The organism is Pseudoalteromonas 'SMAR' (genome assembly GCF_048515945.1).
GTDB lineage: Bacteria > Pseudomonadota > Gammaproteobacteria > Enterobacterales > Alteromonadaceae > Pseudoalteromonas.
Genome location: NZ_JBLWMW010000024.1, coordinates 49537 through 70834, shown reverse-complemented (window position 1 = coordinate 70834; position 21298 = coordinate 49537). Strand labels below are relative to the sequence as shown.

The 21298-nt window shown below is 44.7% G+C and carries 16 protein-coding genes and 1 pseudogene; 9 read left to right on the top strand and 8 right to left on the bottom strand.

Annotation, left to right across the window (positions count from 1 at the left end; genetic code table 11):
* The coding region (locus ACNKW2_RS11575) for a winged helix-turn-helix transcriptional regulator (protein WP_419148704.1) at nucleotides 1-198 on the top strand (198 nt) is incomplete at its 5' end.
* On the opposite strand, the gene ACNKW2_RS11570 is transcribed toward ACNKW2_RS11575, so the two are convergent.
* The 4 genes and pseudogenes from ACNKW2_RS11570 to ACNKW2_RS11555 all read right to left on the bottom strand — a co-directional run bounded on the left by ACNKW2_RS11570 (nucleotide 190) and on the right by ACNKW2_RS11555 (nucleotide 5859).
* Nucleotides 190-588: a hypothetical protein gene (locus ACNKW2_RS11570; protein WP_419148703.1), complete on the bottom strand. Its 399-nt coding sequence runs from the start codon at nucleotides 586-588 to the stop codon at nucleotides 190-192. The two genes, ACNKW2_RS11575 and ACNKW2_RS11570, sit on opposite strands and share 9 nt — an antisense overlap.
* Before the next feature lie 520 nt (nucleotides 589-1108).
* Entirely contained in the window at nucleotides 1109-2077 is a 969-nt protein-coding gene (locus ACNKW2_RS11565; protein WP_419148702.1) for a carbohydrate kinase family protein, read from the bottom strand.
* A gap of 16 nt (nucleotides 2078-2093) precedes the next feature.
* Nucleotides 2094-4492, bottom strand: a pseudogene (locus ACNKW2_RS11560) (TonB-dependent siderophore receptor).
* Between the two features lie 140 nt (nucleotides 4493-4632).
* Entirely contained in the window at nucleotides 4633-5859 is a 1227-nt protein-coding gene (locus tag ACNKW2_RS11555) for an MFS transporter (protein WP_419148701.1), read from the bottom strand.
* 226 nt (nucleotides 5860-6085) lie between these two features.
* On the opposite strand from ACNKW2_RS11555, the gene gtfA reads away from it, so the two are divergent.
* The 4 genes from gtfA to arsJ all read left to right on the top strand — a co-directional run bounded on the left by gtfA (nucleotide 6086) and on the right by arsJ (nucleotide 10675).
* A complete protein-coding gene (gene gtfA / locus ACNKW2_RS11550; RefSeq protein ID WP_419148700.1) occupies nucleotides 6086-7555 on the top strand; it encodes a sucrose phosphorylase in 1470 nt (489 codons plus the stop codon).
* Nucleotides 7556-7654: 99 nt separating this feature from the next.
* Complete coding sequence (locus ACNKW2_RS11545; RefSeq protein ID WP_419148699.1) at nucleotides 7655-8413, top strand: metalloregulator ArsR/SmtB family transcription factor; 759 nt, start codon at nucleotides 7655-7657, stop codon at nucleotides 8411-8413.
* A 30-nt stretch (nucleotides 8414-8443) separates the two neighbouring features.
* Nucleotides 8444-9454: an ArsJ-associated glyceraldehyde-3-phosphate dehydrogenase gene (locus tag ACNKW2_RS11540; protein ID WP_419148698.1), complete on the top strand. Its 1011-nt coding sequence runs from the start codon at nucleotides 8444-8446 to the stop codon at nucleotides 9452-9454.
* A gap of 6 nt (nucleotides 9455-9460) precedes the next feature.
* A complete protein-coding gene (arsJ, locus tag ACNKW2_RS11535; protein WP_419148697.1) occupies nucleotides 9461-10675 on the top strand; it encodes an organoarsenical effux MFS transporter ArsJ in 1215 nt (404 codons plus the stop codon).
* Nucleotides 10676-10689: 14 nt separating this feature from the next.
* Here arsJ and ACNKW2_RS11530 read toward each other — a convergent pair whose 3' ends face one another.
* On the bottom strand, nucleotides 10690-11724 hold the full coding sequence (locus ACNKW2_RS11530) for a LacI family DNA-binding transcriptional regulator (protein WP_419148696.1): 1035 nt from the start codon (nucleotides 11722-11724) through the stop codon (nucleotides 10690-10692).
* Nucleotides 11725-11899: 175 nt separating this feature from the next.
* Between ACNKW2_RS11530 and ACNKW2_RS11525 the strand changes: the two genes are divergently transcribed.
* Nucleotides 11900-12127 (top strand): FeoA family protein, encoded by a 228-nt coding sequence (locus ACNKW2_RS11525; protein WP_419148695.1) that lies wholly within the window; start codon nucleotides 11900-11902, stop codon nucleotides 12125-12127.
* 17 nt (nucleotides 12128-12144) lie between these two features.
* Nucleotides 12145-14229 (top strand): ferrous iron transport protein B, encoded by a 2085-nt coding sequence (gene feoB, locus ACNKW2_RS11520; RefSeq protein ID WP_419148694.1) that lies wholly within the window; start codon nucleotides 12145-12147, stop codon nucleotides 14227-14229.
* 100 nt (nucleotides 14230-14329) lie between these two features.
* On the opposite strand, the gene ACNKW2_RS11515 is transcribed toward feoB, so the two are convergent.
* Nucleotides 14330-15973 carry a methyl-accepting chemotaxis protein gene (locus tag ACNKW2_RS11515; RefSeq protein WP_419148693.1) on the bottom strand — a complete coding sequence of 548 codons (1644 nt, stop codon included), beginning with the start codon at nucleotides 15971-15973 and terminating at the stop codon, nucleotides 14330-14332.
* Nucleotides 15974-16415: 442 nt separating this feature from the next.
* Between ACNKW2_RS11515 and ACNKW2_RS11510 the strand changes: the two genes are divergently transcribed.
* Nucleotides 16416-17363 (top strand): tetratricopeptide repeat protein, encoded by a 948-nt coding sequence (locus ACNKW2_RS11510; RefSeq protein ID WP_419148692.1) that lies wholly within the window; start codon nucleotides 16416-16418, stop codon nucleotides 17361-17363.
* 71 nt (nucleotides 17364-17434) lie between these two features.
* Here ACNKW2_RS11510 and ACNKW2_RS11505 read toward each other — a convergent pair whose 3' ends face one another.
* Nucleotides 17435-17881, bottom strand: a complete 447-nt coding sequence (locus ACNKW2_RS11505) for an Hsp20 family protein (RefSeq protein WP_336565206.1) — start codon at nucleotides 17879-17881, stop codon at nucleotides 17435-17437.
* 510 nt (nucleotides 17882-18391) lie between these two features.
* Here ACNKW2_RS11505 and ACNKW2_RS11500 point away from each other — a divergent pair.
* Nucleotides 18392-18643, top strand: a complete 252-nt coding sequence (locus ACNKW2_RS11500) for a TIGR03643 family protein (RefSeq protein WP_419148691.1) — start codon at nucleotides 18392-18394, stop codon at nucleotides 18641-18643.
* 187 nt (nucleotides 18644-18830) lie between these two features.
* Here ACNKW2_RS11500 and ACNKW2_RS11495 read toward each other — a convergent pair whose 3' ends face one another.
* Nucleotides 18831-21002 carry a S9 family peptidase gene (locus tag ACNKW2_RS11495; protein WP_419148690.1) on the bottom strand — a complete coding sequence of 724 codons (2172 nt, stop codon included), beginning with the start codon at nucleotides 21000-21002 and terminating at the stop codon, nucleotides 18831-18833.
* Nucleotides 21003-21298 lie beyond the last annotated feature (296 nt).

The window sequence follows — 21298 nt, the reverse complement described above, 5'->3', positions numbered from 1 at the left end:
AAAACAGGTCGCTTAAAGCGGCAAATGGTGACAACTACCTTGAAAAACGCCGAAGGTATGGTAATTAGAAAAGTTATAAGCGATAGACCCATAGCTGTTACGTATGAACTTACTGACTTTGGAAAATCAGCACTTTCAATTTTAGAAGATTTGCGACAATGGTCAGAAGCTCATGGGATAGAGTTAAACTCAAAGTAACTCGTTGACTCTTTCTTTGTTGATATTCACTTTAAGTGATTGAAGCCATAAAACGGCACTTTGTATTGTTTTATGAAAGCTATAGTTAACAGTTAAGCCTTTATATAGCATAGCTACTTGTTCTTCTATAACAGACGGGCACTGTGACTTTTGAATGAAGAAAGCCACATTTGTTAATCCAGTTTCTACTCTATTTAAAGTTGCTTCTCGAAACCTATCAAAAACTTCAGGTATCAATAGGCTATCTCCTTCAAGCACTACAATTCCTGAGAGTATTTTGCAACCTGATAGCTTGATGGCTTGCATTAGCTCAGCGTTGTAATAGTCGAATGTTTCTGCGTTCCAGGGGCCTATGATTTTTAAATAGATAATGTTGTTTTCAAGTTTCAATTTATATGAACCATGTCTATGCATAAGCTATTGATTTTTTTCACATTAAAGTTTTTCATAACGTAATCATAAGTTATGAAGCAGGTTTTGATCAACTTGTACTAATTTATGGGAGAAAGTAAGTTCGTCCTGAGTATATATTTGATTCCCCGTCAATTGGAGCTTAACTATGCAGACAGTCCGGGCTGTCTCCGTTTCTAACGGGATCTTTGCTTTGCCAATTATTCCAGCTTCAAGTTGATTTGCTACTGTTTTGGCATTTGCTTGTTATAGATGACCGCGAGATGAAACACTAATGGTCATGGCCAAGAGATTAAGTTTAGTGTTGGTTATTTTATTGTTCGCTTTTATCGATGCTAACAATCTTTATAATGTGATTTTAATTTATAGTCACTCCATTACAATGAACTTGTTTTCACATTTACATCCCTTCTATTGTTTTACCCATGATGCATTGGCCGCCCGCTGCGGCCTTTTTTTTTACTTAGAAAAATGCAGAACATTCCTTCCCCGCACAAGATCACTTGCCCAAGTTTGGGTCGAAGGAAGGGAACTGTTGTTGTAACGCAGCAAGCGTAGGCAATTGCGGCATAACGCCTTTATCTAAACATGTATAAGCGCCGCAATGTACGGCAAATGCCAATGCTTGACGAAGGACTGCAGGGTGTTGTGACAACCGTTTTTTATCGATACCGCTATGGCTGAGGTAAAACAATAAAGCGGATATTAAGCTGTCACCTGCTCCTGTGGTGTCTACGGCTTGGATCTGCGGTGGAGCCAGTGAAATACAATCATTGTGGGTGATAATTCTGCTTGGCTTTGGGCCATCACTCAACACAATCACTTGTATACCTTGCTGCAATAACCAAGCTGAATAGTCGTCAGGAGTTACCCCTTGAGCACCAGCTAAATAGTCTAACTCTTCAACACTGAGCTTAATAATATCAAGCATAGCAAAACAGGCTTCTACACGCTGAGATACCAGACTAAGATTGGGCCATAAGTTAAGACGTAGATTAACATCAAATGACACCAGCTGTTGGTGCTTGGCGGCAGCTGCCACTAGGGCTTGGGTGGTTGCAAAGGCTTTTTCTGAAGTTAACGTGTTCGAGCAAAAATGAAATATGCCCGCTGTTGGCCATTGCAGCTGTTTAAGCTGTGCGTAATCCAGGGCAATATCAGCCGTGTTGTCACGATAAAAAGAAAAGCTGCGCTCGCCCTGATCATCCAGTTGCACTATCGCAAGCGCGGTTTTTGTGTCTGGGACGGTTACGCACCACGAGGTATTGACATCATAGTTTTGCAACGTGGTTTTAAGCTGGTTGGCAAAAGCATCTTCGGCAAAACCTCCGATAAAAGCGGCCTTACCGCCCAGCTTTGCAAACCCTACTGCCACGTTTGCAGGTGCCCCTCCCGCCACTGGCAGTAGGGCACCCTGTGTGGTAGGCAGGAGATCCATTAACATTTCACCAAAACTGGTTAATTGCATCTGTGCCAGCCTCTATTTAAAAAGTGTATTTTAACGTCAGTGATGTCGTGCGGCCGTTAATACTGCGCGCTCGGATAATGTTATTTGCCGGTATACTGCCTTCTTCTGCTTCCGTTAAGCCTTCAGTATCAAAGAGATTATTGACATTCAATGCGACATTAAAGGTGTCGGAAAGGTCATAACTTAAAAAGGCATTAACCTGGGTGTAGCCGTCAAATTTAAGATCATTGTTATCTTGCGCGTAAGCATCCGTGGTGCCAATCATAGTGACACCGGCAGCACCATGAGCGAAATTGTATTTTGCCATTAACGAGTAAATAAAGTCAGCTTGGCGTCTAGGGGTGTTGCCAACCAGCTCGGGGGCCAAAGCATCAGCGGCAATTTCGGCGTCGGTCCAGGTAAAGCCACCGCGCAAGTCAAACGAGCCGATATAATAGACCCCTTCAAGCTCTATGCCTTGTGCCTCGTATTTGCGGTCAAAGAAGGTTTGACTGGTGGCCTCAAAGTTTTGCTCTTCGGTCTCAGCGTAAAATGCCGTGGCAAATACGCGACCCTGCTCAAATTTTTGTTTAATACCAAATTCAAGTTGCGTTACTTTGTCAACTGCATCTTCTTTGGCAACACTGCCGTCAGCGTTAACTTTGCCAAACAATAAGCGGTCTGCGTTGGCTCTGCCTCCTTCACTCACCCGAGCAAAAATGGCCGCTGATTATTCATTTGGTAGTTGGCACCAACAGAGTAGCTGCTGTAACTCCAATCATAATTCACCGGATTGGGGTTAGCTAAATCAATTCCGGCGACTTGCTCTTCGGGTTTTGAGATCACACCATCGCCATTAATATCGACGCTTGCTGTGGTCGCTCCGGCAAACGTGCCAGTGGCTTCACCAGAGTCATAGCGCACACTGGCATCAATTGAGAGATTACCAAACTTGGTGTTCAGGGCTAAATATGGGGCTTGGGTTTGATACTCGGTGTCGTAATTACGTTGGCAGCAATTTCCCCAAAATGGCGTGCCATAGGCATACAAGCCATTATCCGAAAAGGCACTGCCATCCGCCGCGGAAACATTCACTAATGCCGCATTGTCTCCCTTCACCTCTAGCAAATAAGAGTTCCATAACCACGACATATCAATGTTTTGCGACGACATAAAGTAGCCCAGTGTCAGCGTAGTGTCATCGTTAAATGACTTGGTTAGCTTTAAGTCGTTAACAAGGTTGTCGAAATCATTCATCTCCACTTCAAAGGTATGCACACGCATCAGCAGGTCTTGATTAAATGCTTCACCGGCTTGTGGGCCATTAGCATAGCTTAAGTTAGCCCCTTCACCAGCAATGCTGTTTGCAATGGCTTGACTATCACCGACTTCAGCAGGGAAGGGCGACATAAATGTCCCTGAAATACTGGCTTGTCGTAGGCGGTTTTCAATTTGCCAATTGTTGCCAAGGTCAAAGTTGGCTTCAAAGCCGATGCTATTTACTTCTGGGTGCATACCATCGCGCATATCTCCTTGGCGAATTTGGTTATTGCCACCAAGCCCTTGAGTGTTAATAAAATAAGCCGAGTGTGGCGTGTCAGACAAGGCATCAAAGCCTGGTAACGAATCGCCATTGGCATACATTGGCATCGGCAAGTAACCGGCGCTTTTATCATCTAAGTGCTTTAGGTAGACACGCAAATAGCCATTAGCAAAGTCTTTCGTGAGGTTGGCCTTAATTTGCCCACCTTTATTGGCGGTGTAGCCAGTGTCACGAGGGCCTTCCCCTTGGCGGACAAAGCCACCAACGTGAAAGCGTAAATCATCGCTTAGGTAACTACCAAACTCAAAGTCAGTTCTGAATTCATCATAATCAAGGCCAAACGTGGTGGCGATACTGCCAGATTCACTGTCACCGGTTTTCGAAATTAAGTTAATAATACCACCAGGGGCGTTACTGGCTGCGGTCGATGCTGAGCCACCCCGGATCGACTCTATTGACTCGATGGTGTTGTCTAAGCGCATAAAGATATCGGCATTACCAAAGGCAATATCGCCAAACTGAAGAATAGGCAGGCCATCTTCTTGTAGTTGTAAAAACTTAGCCCCACCTGAGGCCACCGGTAGTCCGCGCACCGCAATATTGGCATTGCCTTCACCACCGGTAGACTCGGAACGAACCCCAGGGATTAACTTAAACGCTTCAGCGGTGGTTCTTGGCGTTGCCACTGAGATTTGTTCTAGACCCACGCTACTCACCGAAACACTCGACTCCATGATAGTGGTTCGTTTTGGCACCCCAGTGACAACAATTTTTTCAAAGCCATCATCAGGCTTGGCTTGTTGTTGGGTATTTTCAGCTTGAACTTGTTGGGATATGGCCAAAGTCAAAGCGCTCAATGTAAATAGCGTTGATCTCATTGTTGTTGTCATCATGTGCCTCTCGCTGTCGAACTAGGTGTGGTCTTAGTATTAATTATCTTAATCGATTAAGTTTATTTTTAGCATAATTTAATTTGGTTGCAATCAAAATTTAATCAATCTGTCTAAATAATTCACAAGTTATTGATCGTAAATTAGACTTTTTGCAGGTTTGTGTGCTTATTTAGGGGAGCCTGAGCGGGGTCGCGCAGCCAGTTGTATAGCATGGCTAAAAACAACAGCAATGCAAACGCCGTTGCCAAAATAAAGCCGTAGCTTACATGGCCAAAATAATCACTTACCATCCCCATTAATAACGGCGCTAACGCGGCAGATAAAGCAGTAAAAAATAACATCACCCCAGCGACCGAGCCGTGCTGAGCTTTATCGAAGCAAGAAATACCTTTAGAGTTCAAGGTCGGATAAATCATCGACATAAATAGGCCGCTGAGTGGCAACACATAAATGGCCGCATCGACACCATAAAGGTAAGTCAAAAAGTAGCAGACAAAAATGGCAAAACTGAGCACTAGCATAACACTTTGCCAAGTAAACTTATTAAGAAGCCAAACAGCCAAAAAGCGACCAATGGCCCGCAAAATAAAAAACAACGTTAGCGCGTAGGTGGCAAGCCAAGTTAGATCTCCTTGGTAGTCTTGCAGCAGCGTTGGCATCCATACATAAATGGCAACCTCGGTGGCAACATAAAGCGCGATGGCCAAAGAAAACCCCAGTGCATACTTATTTTTTAACATGGCCAATGACTGTGAAAACCCAGCTAACTGTTCACTCTCGTGACGCTGCGTTTCAGGAAAAGGAGTCTTTAATGTCATGATACTTAGCAACAAGCAAAGCCCCCCGGCGAGTACATAAAGGTAGGTCCAGCTTACTCCCTGAACCAGCATATAGCTGACGATAGCAGGGCCAATAATGGCACCAATGGCAAAGAAGCCTTCAACCTTGTTCATGGTTTGGGTGTGCTCTTTGGCGCCATCAGAAATGTCTCCTAACAATGCCAGTGCGCCGGTTTTAAACAGGCCAATGGCCAGACCAATAACACAAAGCAGTAATAAAAAAGTGGTGAAGGTATCGCCTACAGCAAATAAAAAACAGGCAGCTGAGAAAAGCACTAAACCAATGAGTACGGTGGACTTACGGCCAATTTTATCAGCTAAGAAGCCCAAACAGAGGCCACTGATGGCAATTAGGATCATAGGCGCATAATGAAAAGCGCTGGCTTGAGTCATGCTTAGCTGATACTCCTCGATCAGTGTCGGGATGATCACGCCTACGGCATCGGATGTCATGGCAAACATTAAAAACATCATATAGGTCAGCCAGCGTAGGGTATTTAGCTGGGTTGGCACGGGCTTGCTGCTCATTTTACACCTCATTAAAGCCACTGCTGTGGGCTTAGTCTGTAGATATTGTTTTTATGTATGCTTGTTGCCAGGCGATTGATTGACACTCATTGCATAGTAGCGTGCAAACCGTGATGAATACACTCGCTGAAACTGGAACAAGATAGTCACAAAAAACTTGATTATTGTTTATTCATGATTAAAGATATAACTTAATCGATTAAGTCTCAACTTTTTTAACGAGTAAATGATGAAAAACCAAGTTCAGTTGATCACCTACGCCGACCGCCTTAGCGGTGGTGGGCTTTCCCAATTAGATGCTATGTTGCGTGGCCCGTTAGCTGGACTGTTCGCAGGGGTGCATATTTTGCCATTTTACTACCCTATCGACGGCAGTGATGCAGGGTTTGATCCTATCGATCATGGCAAAGTCGATGAACGTTTAGGTGATTGGCGGAACGTTGCAGAGATTGCCCGTCATACTGAAGTGATGGCGGATCTTATTGTCAATCACGCCTCAGCACAGTCTCCGGAGTTTATTGATGTTATAGCCAATGGTCGCGATTCAACATACTGGTCGATGTTTTTAAAAGAGCAGGATGTTTTTCCTGATGGCATCACAGCCGAGCAAAGCGCTGCTATTTATCGCCCCCGTCCTGGCAGTTGCTTTTCTGCTAAGCAGTTGGCAAGCGGTGAGAAAGTGAATTTTTGGACTACCTTCACCGACAACCAAGTCGACATCAATGTCGAATCTGAAGCTGGAGCCGGTTATTTAGAAAGAGTGTTAAAACGGTTTGCTGACAGTGGCGTGAAAATTATTCGCCTAGATGCCGCAGGTTATGCAATTAAACGAGCCGGCACGAGCTGCTTTATGACCGATGAGGCGTTTGCGTTTATCAATCAATTATCACGTCGTGCCAATGAACTGGGTATGGAGACGATTGCGGAAATTCACAGTTACTACAAAACCCAAGTGGACGTTGCCAGCCGGGTAGACCGTGTCTATGACTTTGCTTTACCACCGCTTATTCTTCATGGCTTATTTAATCAAGACTTTGCGCCATTACTCCGTTGGCTAAAGATTTCGCCAAGAAACTGTTTAACTGTGTTAGATACCCATGATGGTATTGGCATTATCGATGCCGGACCTGAAGGAGATAAACCAGGCTTATTAAACGCAGAGCAAATCGACCAGCTGGTAGAGCAAATCCATCACAATAGTAATGGCGACAGTCGTCAGGCAACGGGGGCTGCCGCCAGTAATGTGGATTTATACCAAGTAAATTGCAGTTACTACGAGGCGCTAGGCAGAAATGACTTGCACTACTTAGTTGCCAGAGCTATTCAATTTTTCTGTCCCGGTGTGCCTCAGGTGTATTATGCTGGCTTGTTGGCCATGCATAACGATATGACCTTGCTAGAGCAAACCAATGTCGGTCGCGATATTAACCGTCCCTACTTAACCCCAGCAGAGGTGGAGTCAGCGCTGCAAAAGCCTGTGGTCAATGCGCTTTGCCGATTAATTAAAATTCGTAACAGCTGTGAGGCCTTCAGCGGTGAGTTTAATGTGACATACGATGATAATGTTTTGTCCTTAACCTGGCAGCAGCGACAGTCGCAGGCCCAGTTGGTTGTTGATTTACCTCGTGAGCAAGCGAAAATTATCACCTCTGATAAAGGTGATGAGCAAACCTTTGATCTGGCTGCTCAGCTGTAAAGTGTTGTTGTAACAGTGCACGGTCAAGTCAATAAAGGCTTGACTCGTTCTTAAATGTACATAATAATATTGTTATATAATTATTTTGTTATGTATTAAATGAAGATCCTTTTTCTTTGCAGCGCTAACTCATCTCGTTCCATTATGGCGCAGGCTCTAGCCAACTATCATGGTGGTGACAAAATTAAGGCCTACAGTGCCGGCCTCAAGCCGGGGCAAGTTAACACTAAGACCTTGAGTTTGCTGAGCCGTGCTGGAATAGACACCCAGTCTCTTTACAGCAAACACCTCGATGAATATAGCACTATGTATTTCGATTTGGTTGTCACCCTGTGCGATGAAGCCAAGGCAGAGTGCGAGGGACGTATTGATGGTAATCGTATTGTTGCGTGGGACATTGCCAGTCCGAGCGAGCGCGATGGCAGCAATCAGTATGAACAAACTTTCTTTGATATTAACCAGCAAGTGAAGGCGTTAGTGAACGAGGGGGCATTGCTCACGGCCACACCTTCGGCGTTACAATTTTACAAAGCACTGAGTGATGAAATACGCTTAAAGACTTTGGCGTTATTGATGGTAGAGCCTGAACTATGTGTTTGCGAACTGTTAGTGGCACTCGAGCAGCAAAGCCAACCTAAGGTATCGCGACATTTAGCCCAGCTGAAAAAAGCGGGGATCCTCTGTGACCGCAAATACAAACAATGGGTGTTTTACGCCATTAACCCCACCTTGCCTCAGTGGATGGTCTCGCTGATCAACACCACGGTATTACAGCAGCCCGATATGATTACCACTGAATTGACAAGATTACACACCATGGGCGAGCGCCCGCAACGACTATCAAGCTGCTGTGACTAGCGCAGCTAACTTTATAACTTGGGAGCGATTATGACGATTAAAGTTGGGATCAATGGTTTTGGCAGAATGGGGCGTTTAGCATTACGCGCCAGCTATGATTGGCCAGAAGTTGAGTTTGTACACATTAACGACCCTGCTGGCAACGCCGAAACCTTAGCGCATTTATTAGAATTTGATTCAGTTCACGGCAGATGGCATCACGGCGTATCACATCAAGGTGAGGCGATTGTTATTGCCGAGCAGCCTATTCAGGTGACTAAAAATAAAGACATTGCAGCAACAGACTGGTCTAACTGCGATGTGGTTATTGAAGCCTCTGGCAAAATGAAATCAAAGACGTTGTTAGAGCAGTATCTTCAGCAAGGGGTAAAACGAGTGGTGGTTACCGCCCCAGTAAAAGAAGAGGGTGTGTTGAATATCGTCATGGGGGTCAACGAGCATCTATATGATGAAGAGCCTCATCAAATTGTCACTGCTGCGTCTTGTACCACCAACTGCCTAGCGCCGGTGGTAAAAGTATTGCAAGAGAAGATTGGTATTAAACATGGCTCAATGACCACCATTCATGATATTACCAATACTCAAACCATATTAGACGCCCCGCATAAGGACTTACGTCGCGCCAGAGCGTGTGGCATGAGCTTAATTCCAACCACCACCGGCTCTGCTACGGCTATTACTCATATCTTTCCTGAGCTAAAGGGCAAATTAAATGGCCATGCCGTGCGTGTGCCATTGGCCAATGCCTCACTAACCGATTGTGTTTTTGAAGTGACACGAGCAACCACCACAGAAGAAATCAATCAATGGTTAAAAGAAGCCGCAGCGCATGAACTTAAGGGCATTTTGGGCTATGAAGAAAAGCCATTGGTTTCGATTGATTATAAAACCGATCCGCGCTCGAGTATTGTCGATGCCCTGTCTACCATGGTGGTGAATGATACCCAAGTGAAGTTGTACGTTTGGTATGACAATGAATGGGGCTATGCAAACCGCACCGCGGAATTGATGCGTAAAGTCGGTCTGTCCATCACCGAGTAATTGACCATGCAGTTGAGCACATTACCGCAAGAAATTAAGCAGTACTTAATTGTTACCGCCAACTACTGGACTTTTACGCTGACCGATGGCGCATTGCGTATGCTGGTGGTGTTGTACTTTCATCAGCTTGGCTATAACGGCTTAGAAATCGCCATGCTATTTCTGTTTTATGAAATATTTGGCGTTGTTACCAACCTCGTTGGCGGCTGGTTAGGTGCTCGCATTGGTCTTAATCGCACCATGAACATTGGTTTAGCGCTGCAGGTGGTGGCGCTACTTATGCTGGTCGTGCCGGTGAACTATTTAAGCGTGCCTTATGTGATGGCAGCGCAGGCTTTGTCGGGAGTAGCAAAAGACCTCAATAAGATGAGTGCCAAAAGTGCCATTAAAGCCATCGTCAAGTCCGGCGAGGAAGGCACCTTATTTAAGTGGGTGGCCATTTTAACTGGCTCTAAAAATGCGTTAAAAGGTGTGGGCTTTTTCTTAGGCGGGGTGCTGTTAACGCTGCTGGGCTTTGCCGGAGCCATGTGGCTTATGGCCGCCGTGCTGCTCGTGGTTTGGCTCTATAGTGTGATGAAGTTGAAAAGCGAACTCGGTAAAGCAAAGGCCAAGCCTAAGTTTAGCGAGATCTTTTCAAAAAGCCGCGCCATCAACATCTTATCTGCAGCAAGGCTGTTTTTGTTTGCGGCACGAGACGTGTGGTTTGTGGTGGCCTTGCCGGTTTACTTGTCACAGCAATTTAACTGGGATCACTGGTGGGTGGGCAGCTTTATGGCGGTTTGGGTGATTGCCTATGGCGTAGTGCAGTCGAGCACGCCACGTTATATCAACCGCGAGCACGTTGCACAGCAGCCCAAAAGCATTGCGCCCTGGGCACTGTTGTTGGCTGCGGTGCCGATTTTGATCGCGCTAGCCATGAGCGTAGAGTCTTGGCAAGGCAGTGCAATCATTATTGGCTTGTTGGTATTTGGCGTGGCATTTGCCATCAATTCTTCGTTACACAGCTATTTGATTGTCAGTCTAGCCGACAGCGAAGGTGTCTCTCTCGATGTCGGTTTTTACTACATGGCCAATGCCATGGGGCGTTTATTGGGGACGGTGTTATCAGGCTGGATATTCCTGGAATACGGATTGCCTGCTTGTTTAATTGCTTCTAGCATGATGTTACTGCTGGCGGGCATTATTTCGCTGAAACTGCCTTCCAGAGCCGCACTACAATAATAATCAGGGGCAAGTTAGCCGCTTTGCCCCAAGGTTAACGTGTACGCTAAAGTGACTTTACTGTTACTTCTATCTAAAAATAACTGAGCAGCCTGACGGCCTTTTTCTTCGCTGTTTTGGTGAATGGTGGTTAAGCTTGGTTGATAACGAAATGCTTCATCAACGCCATCAAAGCCCACTATCCGCAGCTGCTCTGGCACCGAAATTGATTGTTTCTGGGCTTCTCGCAGCAATGACAAGGCAATTAAGTCACTCATACACAGTACCGTGTTAGGTCGTGGCGAGAGGCTTAACAGCTCCTTGGCAGCGATGGCGGCGTACTTTTCGCTGCTTTCCGGTATATTCCATATCCTATCACTACCTAATGTCAGCCCTTTCTTAGTCATAGCATTGAGGTAGCCGGTAAGACGCTGTTGTGCGATCGAGGTATGGTAATCACTGTGATTTTGCTCATACACTCGGCATAGCAAATCAGTGTCTAACAACCTAAGGCCAAAAATAGCCACATCGCTATCCGAGTGCAAGGCATGAGAAGCCACTTCAAATGCCGCTTGCTGATTATCAATATTAACGCTGGCCCGCTCCGGTAGCTCAAAGTCTACCGTGACTACGTGTTTGTTTATATTGGATAAACTTTCAATTAGCTGAGGATTACGTGGGCGACCATAACAAATTAAACCGTCGACAAAATCAATAATGTTAGTGACATCGTCGGCGGTGCCTGAGAACAGCAATAGGTTGATGTTCTGCGCTTCGAGCACGCTGGCCACTCCACGCATAAAGCTGCTGGCAACAGGATCTGACACCATATACTCAACACTGTCTGGGAGTACCATGGCAACAATATTAAAAGAGCCTTTACGCAGTGACTGCGCTGCTTTATTAGGGCCGTAGTAGCCTAGTTTTTTGCACGCATCGAGGATCTCTTGCCGCTTTTGACGCGACAGCTGATCAGGCCGATTAAAGGCATTGGACACGGTGGCATTGGACACACCGAGCTCTGCAGCAATGCTTTTCAATGTCCATTTCTGATTGTTACCTTTTGTCATCGGTGGTCACCCTATATGTGCTCAATGTTAAGCAAAAGCAATGGTTTATTTAATGATACCGAGCAAGTATGAAATAGAACAAGTAAAAATAGTGGATTGTCGCAATTCTATTTCTTTCAAGCTTTTCAGTGCGGTATTATTGCGGGAACATTATTGCAAATTGTTATCATACTCAATGACTCTAGAACAATTACCTCAACACAAAACCGCCGTTATCACGGCCTTAACGCACAGCGATTCGGCACTATTGAGCCGTATTATGGCACTGGGGATCATTCCCGGTGAGCCTATCGCCATTGCTAACGTTGCGCCGCTAGGTTGCCCACTCCAAGTGAAGGTGGGGGATACGCTGGTCAGCGTGCGCAAAAGTGATGCACAACATATTGAAATCGAAATTATCTAGTAAATAAGGACGCAGCGATGAAAATTGCGTTAGTGGGCAACCCCAATTGTGGTAAAACCACGTTATTTAACCGCCTGACCGGCTCTAAACAAAAAGTAGGGAATTGGCCAGGGGTAACCGTAGAGCAAAAGTACGGCTATTTTGTTTTAGAAAACACAAACGTAGAAGTGGTGGATTTACCTGGTCTGTATAGCATGGAGCAGGTTGAACCCAGTCAAGATGAACAAATCGCGTGTGACTTCCTAAAGCAAAATGATGCCGACATTATTGTTAATATCATTGATGCCGCCAATTTGCAGCGCAATCTGGTGTTGACTTCACAGCTCAAGGAGCTGGGAAAGCCAATGTTAGTGGTAGCCAATATGGTGGATGTGGCAACGCAGCGCGGTCGTCAACTTGACTTAGCCCGCTTATCACAACAACTTGAGCTACCAGTGGTGGGCTTTAATGGCGCCAAAGGCACAGGATATGAGGATTTACTCAACGCGCTGGCGAATATCAACGGCACTCAGCAAACCGCTAACACCTCCATGGCATACCAGCACAGTAGTGGCCCTGTTGCCAAAGCGGTGGCCCGTAATAAAACGGTGAAAAAGCTAGCTGAAGGCGTGAGCACCATAACGCCTAAGCGCGCAGACACCACCGAAACCCTAGATAGGATAGTGCTCAACCGCTGGTTAGGTGTGCCTATATTCTTAGCCATGATGTACTTAATGTTTACCATTGCAGTGAATGTGGGGGCGGTGTTTATCGATTTTTTCGATATAGCAGTGGGCGCGCTGTTAATTGATGGCACCAAAATGTTGTTAGCTGAGCTAGGTGCTCCCCATTGGCTCGGTGTGTTATTGGCCGATGGCTTTGGTTCCGGTGTGCAGTTAGTGGCGACCTTTATTCCCGTTATCGCGGTATTGTATTTGTGTTTATCCATTCTTGAAGACAGTGGTTATTTGTCGCGAGCGGCCTTTGTTATCGATAGATTAATGTCATCGATTGGTTTACCTGGGAATGCCTTCGTCCCCTTAATTGTGGGCTTTGGCTGTAATGTCCCAGCGGTAATGGCGGCAAGAACCATGGGTCGCGAGTCTGACCGCTTGCTGACGATTATTATGGCACCCTTTATGTCTTGTGGTGCACGGCTAACGGTATATGCCTTGTTTGCCGCGGCATTTTTCCCCAGCAACGGCGCCAATGTGGTGTTTGGACTCTATTTACTGGGGATTTTAGTGGCCGTGGGGTCTGGGTTTTTATTTCGTAAACAAGTATTTAAAACTGAAAAGCTCCCCTCTTTTACCGAAATGCCCGCTTATCATATGCCTATCTGGCGTAATATTGTCATTACCACGTGGCAGCGCTTAAGTGGTTTTATTAAACGTGCAGGTAAGACCATTATTCTGGTTGTTGTACTGCTTAGTGCCTTAAATTCAATTGGCACCGATGGCTCGCTGGGCAATGAAAATACTGAGCATTCTTTGCTAGCGAAGACGGCGCAAGTGGTGACTCCGCTACTGCAGCCCTTGGGGTTAAAAGAGGAGAACTGGCCTGCAACCGTAGGCGTGGTGACGGGATTATTCGCTAAAGAGGCTATCGTTGGCACGCTAGATGCCTTGTACACCGGGGAAGAGCAAGACAACGCAGAGTTTTCGCTGTGGGCTGCGCTGCAACAAGCGTTAATAAGTATCGTTGACAACAGCAAAGACTTGCTTGCTAATTTAGGCGACCCGTTGGGTTTGAATGAGTTGGAGTCAGGCTCGCAAAATGGCACGGAATTATTAACGGCGATGGCCGCACAATTCAATGGCCAGATTGGCGCCTTTAGTTATTTGGTGTTCATTCTGCTCTACACCCCATGTGTTGCTGTGTTGGGCGCGGTTAAACGTGAATCTGGGGCAAAGTGGATGTGGCTGGTGGTAGGATGGACGACCTCAATTGCTTATATCATGGCGACTCTAGTGTATCAACTGAGCCAATTGAGCGTGGCACCGCTTAGCGCGTCATTGTGGATCATAGTCATGGTGCTGTTTGGCTTTGCTTGGTGGCTGGGGCTATCACGGTTAGGCAATCGCCTGAATCAGCCGCCAACGTACCAAATTAACCTAGGTTAAGCATTGTATCGGGTAGTCAAACCGACGTTAACCATAGCAAATGAAAAAACGGCGCATTGGCGCCGTTTTTTGTGGTTGTTTTGTATGGTTAATAGTGTGATCACACTCGGAAAAATTCAACCTCTTGCTTTAAGTCTTGGGAAAGCTGGCTGAGTTTTTCAGTAGCGGTATTGTTATTTTTCATTGAGCTAATGGCCTCATCCGACATCGTAGCAATTTGCTCCATAGCGAGGTTAATATCACTAACAAACTCAACCTGCTCAGACGCAGCCTGTGCCACTTCTTTTACCCGGCTGAGTGAGTCCATTGCTTGGCGTTCAATGTTTTGCAGCAGCTCGGTGGCGTTCAAGGTTTGCGCTTTACCGTTTTCTACTTGCGGCTGTGTGGTTTCCATGGCTCTGACTGACGCTTGCGTTTGGGTTTGCACTTCATTGATCATGGCCTCAATTTCAGACGTGGCCTCACCAGTGCGTTGTGCCAGCTGCCTTACTTCATCGGCAACCACAGCAAATCCACGGCCTGATTCACCAGCGCGAGCGGCTTCAATGGCTGCGTTTAGCGCAAGTAAATTGGTTTGTTCCGAAATGCCACTGATGACATTAGCAATACCACCAATTTGCTTGGTTTTTTCGGCCAATAGTTTTATCTGCTCAACGGTTACGTTTACCGTCTCGGCAATTTTTTCCATTTCCTCAGCTGCGGTATTCACCACATGGCGGCCTTGCTCAGCGTACTCAACGGTCAAGGTGGAGTTCTCTTCTGTTGCCGCGGCGATTTGTGATACCTGATCGATGCTTGAGCGCATGGTTCCAAGCTTAGATGCGGTTTCAGAGGTTAAGTTGGCTTGCTCAAGGGCAGCACTTAGCACCGCAGACGAACCTTCTTTTACTTCGTTGACCTGCACCGAGACATTATTAGAGGCGCCGATAATATTGCGCACAATGGCCGTGACCTTTTCACTCATGTCCGATAGTGCGCTGAGAATGCTGTTAGCAAAGGACGATTGAATAGGTTGGGTTAGATCGCCATCTGCCATGGTTTGAATAATCTTTTGAGTCTCCAGCGGCTCAGCCCCCAAAGTCGCTCTCAAACTGCGCTCAATTAAAACCCCAATAAACACCGATATCGCCAAAGCAAAAGCCGATAAAATCAACATAAAGTTTTGAAAGCCACCGGCAACTTCTCTGGCCTCTGGAGTGGCCAGCTGATTTTGATTCTCTTGGTAATCGATAAACTCATTAATGGTATTCAGCCAAGCAATAAAGGCCGGGCGGGCATGCTCTAGCACGGTATCGGTCACTGGTTGCTGAGCTTTTTTAGCGGCGATGATGGTGTCGATAAGCGGTAAGGTTTTACGCTGTATGTTGGCTATTTCAGCGAGAATGGCCCGTTCCTCACGGCTAAACTGTACGCCATCGTCTAACATGGCCTGCATGTTCTTTTCTGATTTTTCGTAAAAAGACTCAAGTCGGCGTATTTCGCGCTCGAACTCTGCTATTTCGGTATTGGTTCTGGCAATGGCGATGTCTCGAATGGCAATGGCTCTATCGTGCACACTGCCGCGAAAGTTAATGGCATAGCGCTGTTTTACCGAGTTTATATCGGTGATCTCAGAGAGCGTACGGTCGATAAAGTTAACTTTAATAATGCCCTGAATAGTCAATAACACCAGCAGTGCTAAGATGGTTCCAAAACCGATGAAAAGTCGACTTCTGATGGTGAGTCGCGCAAGTGGCTGTAGCATGCCTTGGCCTCTTAGGTTGTTGAGTGCAACACTTTGTTAATAGCTGCAATGAATTGTTGTAGAATGAGAATTATACGCAGTATTGACAAGTTTGGCGCACTTCACTGACAACATATGGGCATTTTTGTCGCGGCAATTTGTTGCTTTATCGCGTTGCTAATATTTTTTAACTAAACCTGAAACAGTTCTAGCTAGCTTGTACCGTTTATTGAGCTAATAAGGTTATCGGCGTGGTTTTCCTACGTATCACTTTAGCTCAATAAGCAGCAAACTGAAGCAATAATAACGATAAGATACGCTATACTTGCCTTATTCTTGCAATAAAACTCAGTGCTGTGATTGAGTGGGAGTATGCATTTTGACTGCCATCAAAAGGGTCGTTTGTCTGTTGTGGATTGTATTGTTAATACCGGCTAAGGCATTGGCCGGCGAAACAACCTCTATGGCTAAGCTCTTAAAAGAAGCGCAAGATTACCTTATTGTTAAGCCAGACCATTCTTATCAGTTGTTGTTTCAGCCTCATGATATTTCAGCTCTTGAACCATCGTTGCAGCTGCAATGGCACATCGCTAAAATGCGCGCCGCTATCGCCACCAATAATTACCATCAGGGCCTAAAACTTATTACACAATTGTTTGCCCTGCGTGAGCGTTCTGTGTTTAAGCAAGAAGTGCGTGAAGCGTTTAGACTCAGCGGTATTTTATTGAGAAAAATGGGATACTGGCAGCAGGCACAGCAAAGTTATCAATGTGCGTTGAATTTTACCGCAAAAGAAAGTGAGCGAGTGGGATTATTGATTAATCGCGCGGTGTTGGCAAGACATCAAGGGCAATACCCGCAAGCCCGGGCTTTCTATAAAGAAGCAGAGCGAATAGCCAAGTACTATGATAATCAACAGGCATTGGCCGCCATTTATAACAATTTAGGTAGCTTGCAACTGGATTTAGGTGATTTGAAGGGCGCTGAGCAGTTTTACCGTCAGGCGCTGGGCGGCTTTCAACAGACGGATAAGCGCTCTGGTAATATTACCTCAGGTACTAATCTGCTGCTGATTTTTGCCATTAACGGCGATTTGGTTAACTTTCAGCGCTTACTGGGGCCGATTGAAACTTATGTCAGACATCACCCTGATCAGGCAAAAAAAGCCCTAATGCAATGGTTAATCGCGACTGATTGGCATAACCAAGGTAAATTCATCAGTAACAGCAAACGTTCCGAACTGGTTGAGGTCTATCATCAACTCGATAGTGTAAAGCTAAAACAACTAGTGGCCCGCTATCTAGCCCCAAAGTTGAACATTGAGCTTCAGGTACCGACGCAATCAATGCCGGTTACACAGCCACAGGCACCTTGGTTTAATGAATTAGCACGATGTTTTGCCATGACCTAGGCCAGAAAAACAAAAAGTCGCCCAAAAAGGGCGACCAAAACATAACATCAAAAATTAGGGAGAAGGGTTAGCTACTTATTTTCGATTAAGTTGCCTTTACCAATTTCAATTTTTCTTGGCTTTAACGCTTCAGGAATTTCGCGTTCTAAGTCAATAATTAGCAAGCCATTTTCAAGCTCAGCACCGATAACTTTTACGTGATCACCAAGTTGGAACTTGCGCTCAAAATTACGCTCAGCAATGCCTTGGTGAATAAACTTACGTTCGGGCTTGTCTTCTTTATTTTGTTTTTCGCCCTTCACAGTCAAGGTATTATTTTCTGACTCAAGGCTTAGCTCTTGCTCAGTGAATCCGGCAACAGCCATGGTAATTTGGTAGGTATCGTCACCGGTTGCCTCAATGTTGTAGGGCGGAAAGCTTGGTTGCTTTTCATTGCGTGATGCCGCATCCATTAGTTGAGCAAGGTGGTCAAAACCGATGAAAGAACGATATAGTGGTGATAAATCTACTGTACGCATAATTTGTATCCTCATAAAGCGATAATTGAACTATTCATTGCTTCTATCGAACCCAATAAATAGCTTTCAAAACATTAAGTTATATTGTTTGGGACCCTTGCGGCGTCCTCACAATACTAGATAGGGTCGGGCTAAATTTTTTCAACAATTTTTTTTATAAAAAAGGCAAAAAATTCATATGGTATTGATTTTATTGAACTATTTTTTCTACATTTTTTAAGGTTTTTTTGCCAGACATGGTGAGGCAGAGATCTCTGCGTATTTTTGTTAAATGACTAACTAGGGTGGTGGTTTTTAAAAGCCATACAGTGTTAATGAGGTCAGTGTTTTTTTCTCACGTTAAAAGGCGTAATTACACAGTGCTGAAAATACAGTTAAGTGATGACAATATCGCAATGGCTCGAATGAACTCGATGTTACTGACTCTTGGAGGCTACTTTTGGTTTTGGTTTTTAAACCAAAGCGCTTAAATACTCGTACAAATCGAATTTACATAAGTGGTTAAGTGATATGAAATTCAGTGAGGAAGAAGCATCTCGCATTATTGAAATGGCTTGGGAAGACAGAACGCCATTTGAGGCCATCAAGCAGCAATTTGATTTAGCTGAACCCGAAGTCATTAAATTTATGCGCAAGTCGTTAAAACCCAGCAGCTTTAGACTATGGCGAGAGCGGGTGAGTGGACGAAACACAAAACACAAAAAACTCAGGCCTAAAGGCGTCGAGCGTGGATATTGCCCGACTCAGTACAAGCATAGGTAATGTTGGATTGTAAAGACGTTATCTACTAGCGCTCATGTAGTCAACTTCAGCTTGGTATTGTGAAAGATGAGGAACAATATAGGTATTGATAGCGAAAACAGGCGTTTCTAAACATCAAGCCCAGTTACACTCGTTATCAATGTGTTCCCCATCTTTATCACTTTGCTCAGTAAGCAAAATATTTCATTTAGAGTTTGTTTTTTCCTGCTAAATCAAGGAAAAATGCATACTCCAAAGCTTTATCGTGAAGACGTTTAAAACGTCCAGACGCACCACCGTGGCCTGCTGTCATATCTATTTTAAACAACAACTTATTGTCATCAGTTTTCAACTCACGCAATTTGGCAACCCATTTCGCAGGCTCAAAATACTGTACCTGAGAATCATGAAGTCCTGTTGTTACCAACATATTAGGGTAGTCCTGCTGCTTGATTTGATCATAGGGTGAATAGCTGAGCATATAGCGATAATACTGCTCTTCATTAGGGTTACCCCACTCATCGTATTCCCCTGTAGTCAGTGGAATGCTTTCATCGAGCATGGTAGTAACAACATCTACAAAAGGAACATGGGCTGCAACACCATGGTATAAATGTGGTGCTTGGTTAACGATGGCGCCCATTAATAGCCCTCCGGCACTTCCACCGACAGCATAAACACGTTCTTTATCTGCATAACCCAAATCGACTAAAGACTTTGTAACGTCTATGAAATCATTAAAGGTATTTTTCTTTGACAGCTTTTTGCCGTCTTCATACCACGGCCTGCCCAGCATTTGTGAACCTCGAATATGAGCAAAAGCTACAACAAAGCCACGATCGAGCAGGCTTAATCGAGCGCTGGAAAAGTTCGGATCTATGGTTGCTCCATAAGATCCATAGCCCCACAAGTAAAGAGGATTGCTACCGTCTTTAGCAAACATGTCTTTGCGATAGACTAAACTTACCGGCACTTGAGCACCGTCGCGGGCCGGAATAAAAATTCTCTTGGAAGCATAATTATCGACATCGAAGTCGCCTAACACTTCGTTTTGCTTGAGTAGTTTTGGCTGGGCAGTTGCTAAATCGAAATCATAGTGAGTTACCGGAGTGGTCAAGCTGGTGTAGAAAATGCGAACGGCTTCATTGTCTAGCTCGTTGTTGCCGTACATATTTGCCAGAAATACCTCGTCATTAAATTTCAAGGCTTGCTCGGTACCGTCTTTTAAAGAACGAATAGTTAAACGGACTTGGCCCATTTCACGCTCTTGATATACCAAGTGCTCGTTGAAAAGCTCAATATCTTCTAATTTTACTTCAGGGCGATGGGCAATGACTTCTTGCCATTTACTTTTATCACCTAAGTCGTTTGCGCTGACTTTCATGAGTCTGAAGTTAATTGCATTTAAATTGGTGAGAATATAGTAATCTTCTTTGTGTTTTGCGACACGGTATTCTAAGCCTTCCTCGCGAGGAATAAATCGTTGTGCTTGAGCACTACTATTATGTGCATCTATCAAGCTCATACCTGAAGACTCAGTACTTGAGTGATGAATAAAAATGACTGCGCCGTCTTTAGACTTACTGATATGAGTGTAGTAAGTGTTATCTTTTTCTTCATAAACCAGCTCATCTTTTGCTTGTTCAGTGCCGAGTTTATGACGATATACTTGATAACCTAATAAAGTTTTAGGGTGTTTTTTTATATAATAAAAATGCTTATTGTCTGCAGCCCAAACAACTTTGGGTTGCGCGCCTTCAATCTCATCTTTAAGCCACTTACCTGTACTTAGGTCCTTGACTTTAATGGTATACACTCTACGGCTTACCGTGTCTTCACCGTAAGCAAGTAGCTTATTATTAGGACTGGCAGCTAAGCCTGCTGCACTGAAGTAACTGTGGCCTTTTGCTAATTCATTAACGTTTAAAATAACTGTTTTATCCGTCCCTGAAAAATCACTACTGCGCACAAAGATTGGGTACTCATTGTTACCGCGCATCTCAGACGAATAATAAAATTGGCCAATTTTTACCGGTACTGAATTATCGTCTTTTTTTATCCGCGATTTTAGTTCTTGATAAAGTTTTTCTTGTAACGCTTCAGTATGACTTAAATTGGCTTCGGTATAAGCGTTTTCAGCTTCCAAGTGCGCTATTATTTCAGGGTCTTTGCGTTGGTCATCTCGCATCCAATAATAATTGTCTATACGAGTATGGCCATGAATAGTCATTTTATGCGGGACTTTCTTGGCAATTGGAGCTGAGATGTTATTTTCCTGCTGAGTTGTCTGTAATTGGCGGTCTGTATTATCACTACTATTACATGCAGCTAGTGATGATATAGCAATGGCAGCGGCGGTGTACGTGAAGAGCCGTTTCATAGCTTGTCCTTTTCTGTTTAATTATTGTGTTTTGACTAGTCCAGCGCTAAGTGCATAGATAGTTTCACTTAGGTTATTGCTCTGTGTTACGAAGCGGCAACCTAAGCAAAATAAAATCGTCCCATTTTGAGTTAATACGTTAGCCAGTTAAAAGAGTAACAAGACGCCAACAGCATTAAAGGCTTTTCATCTAACCAAGTAGCAAGCTTGTTTCGTTAGCGAAAATTATTTTTCCAGCAATTAATAAAACGTAATTGCATGAATTAATGGCAACACTTGCATCGCACTAAAAAGTA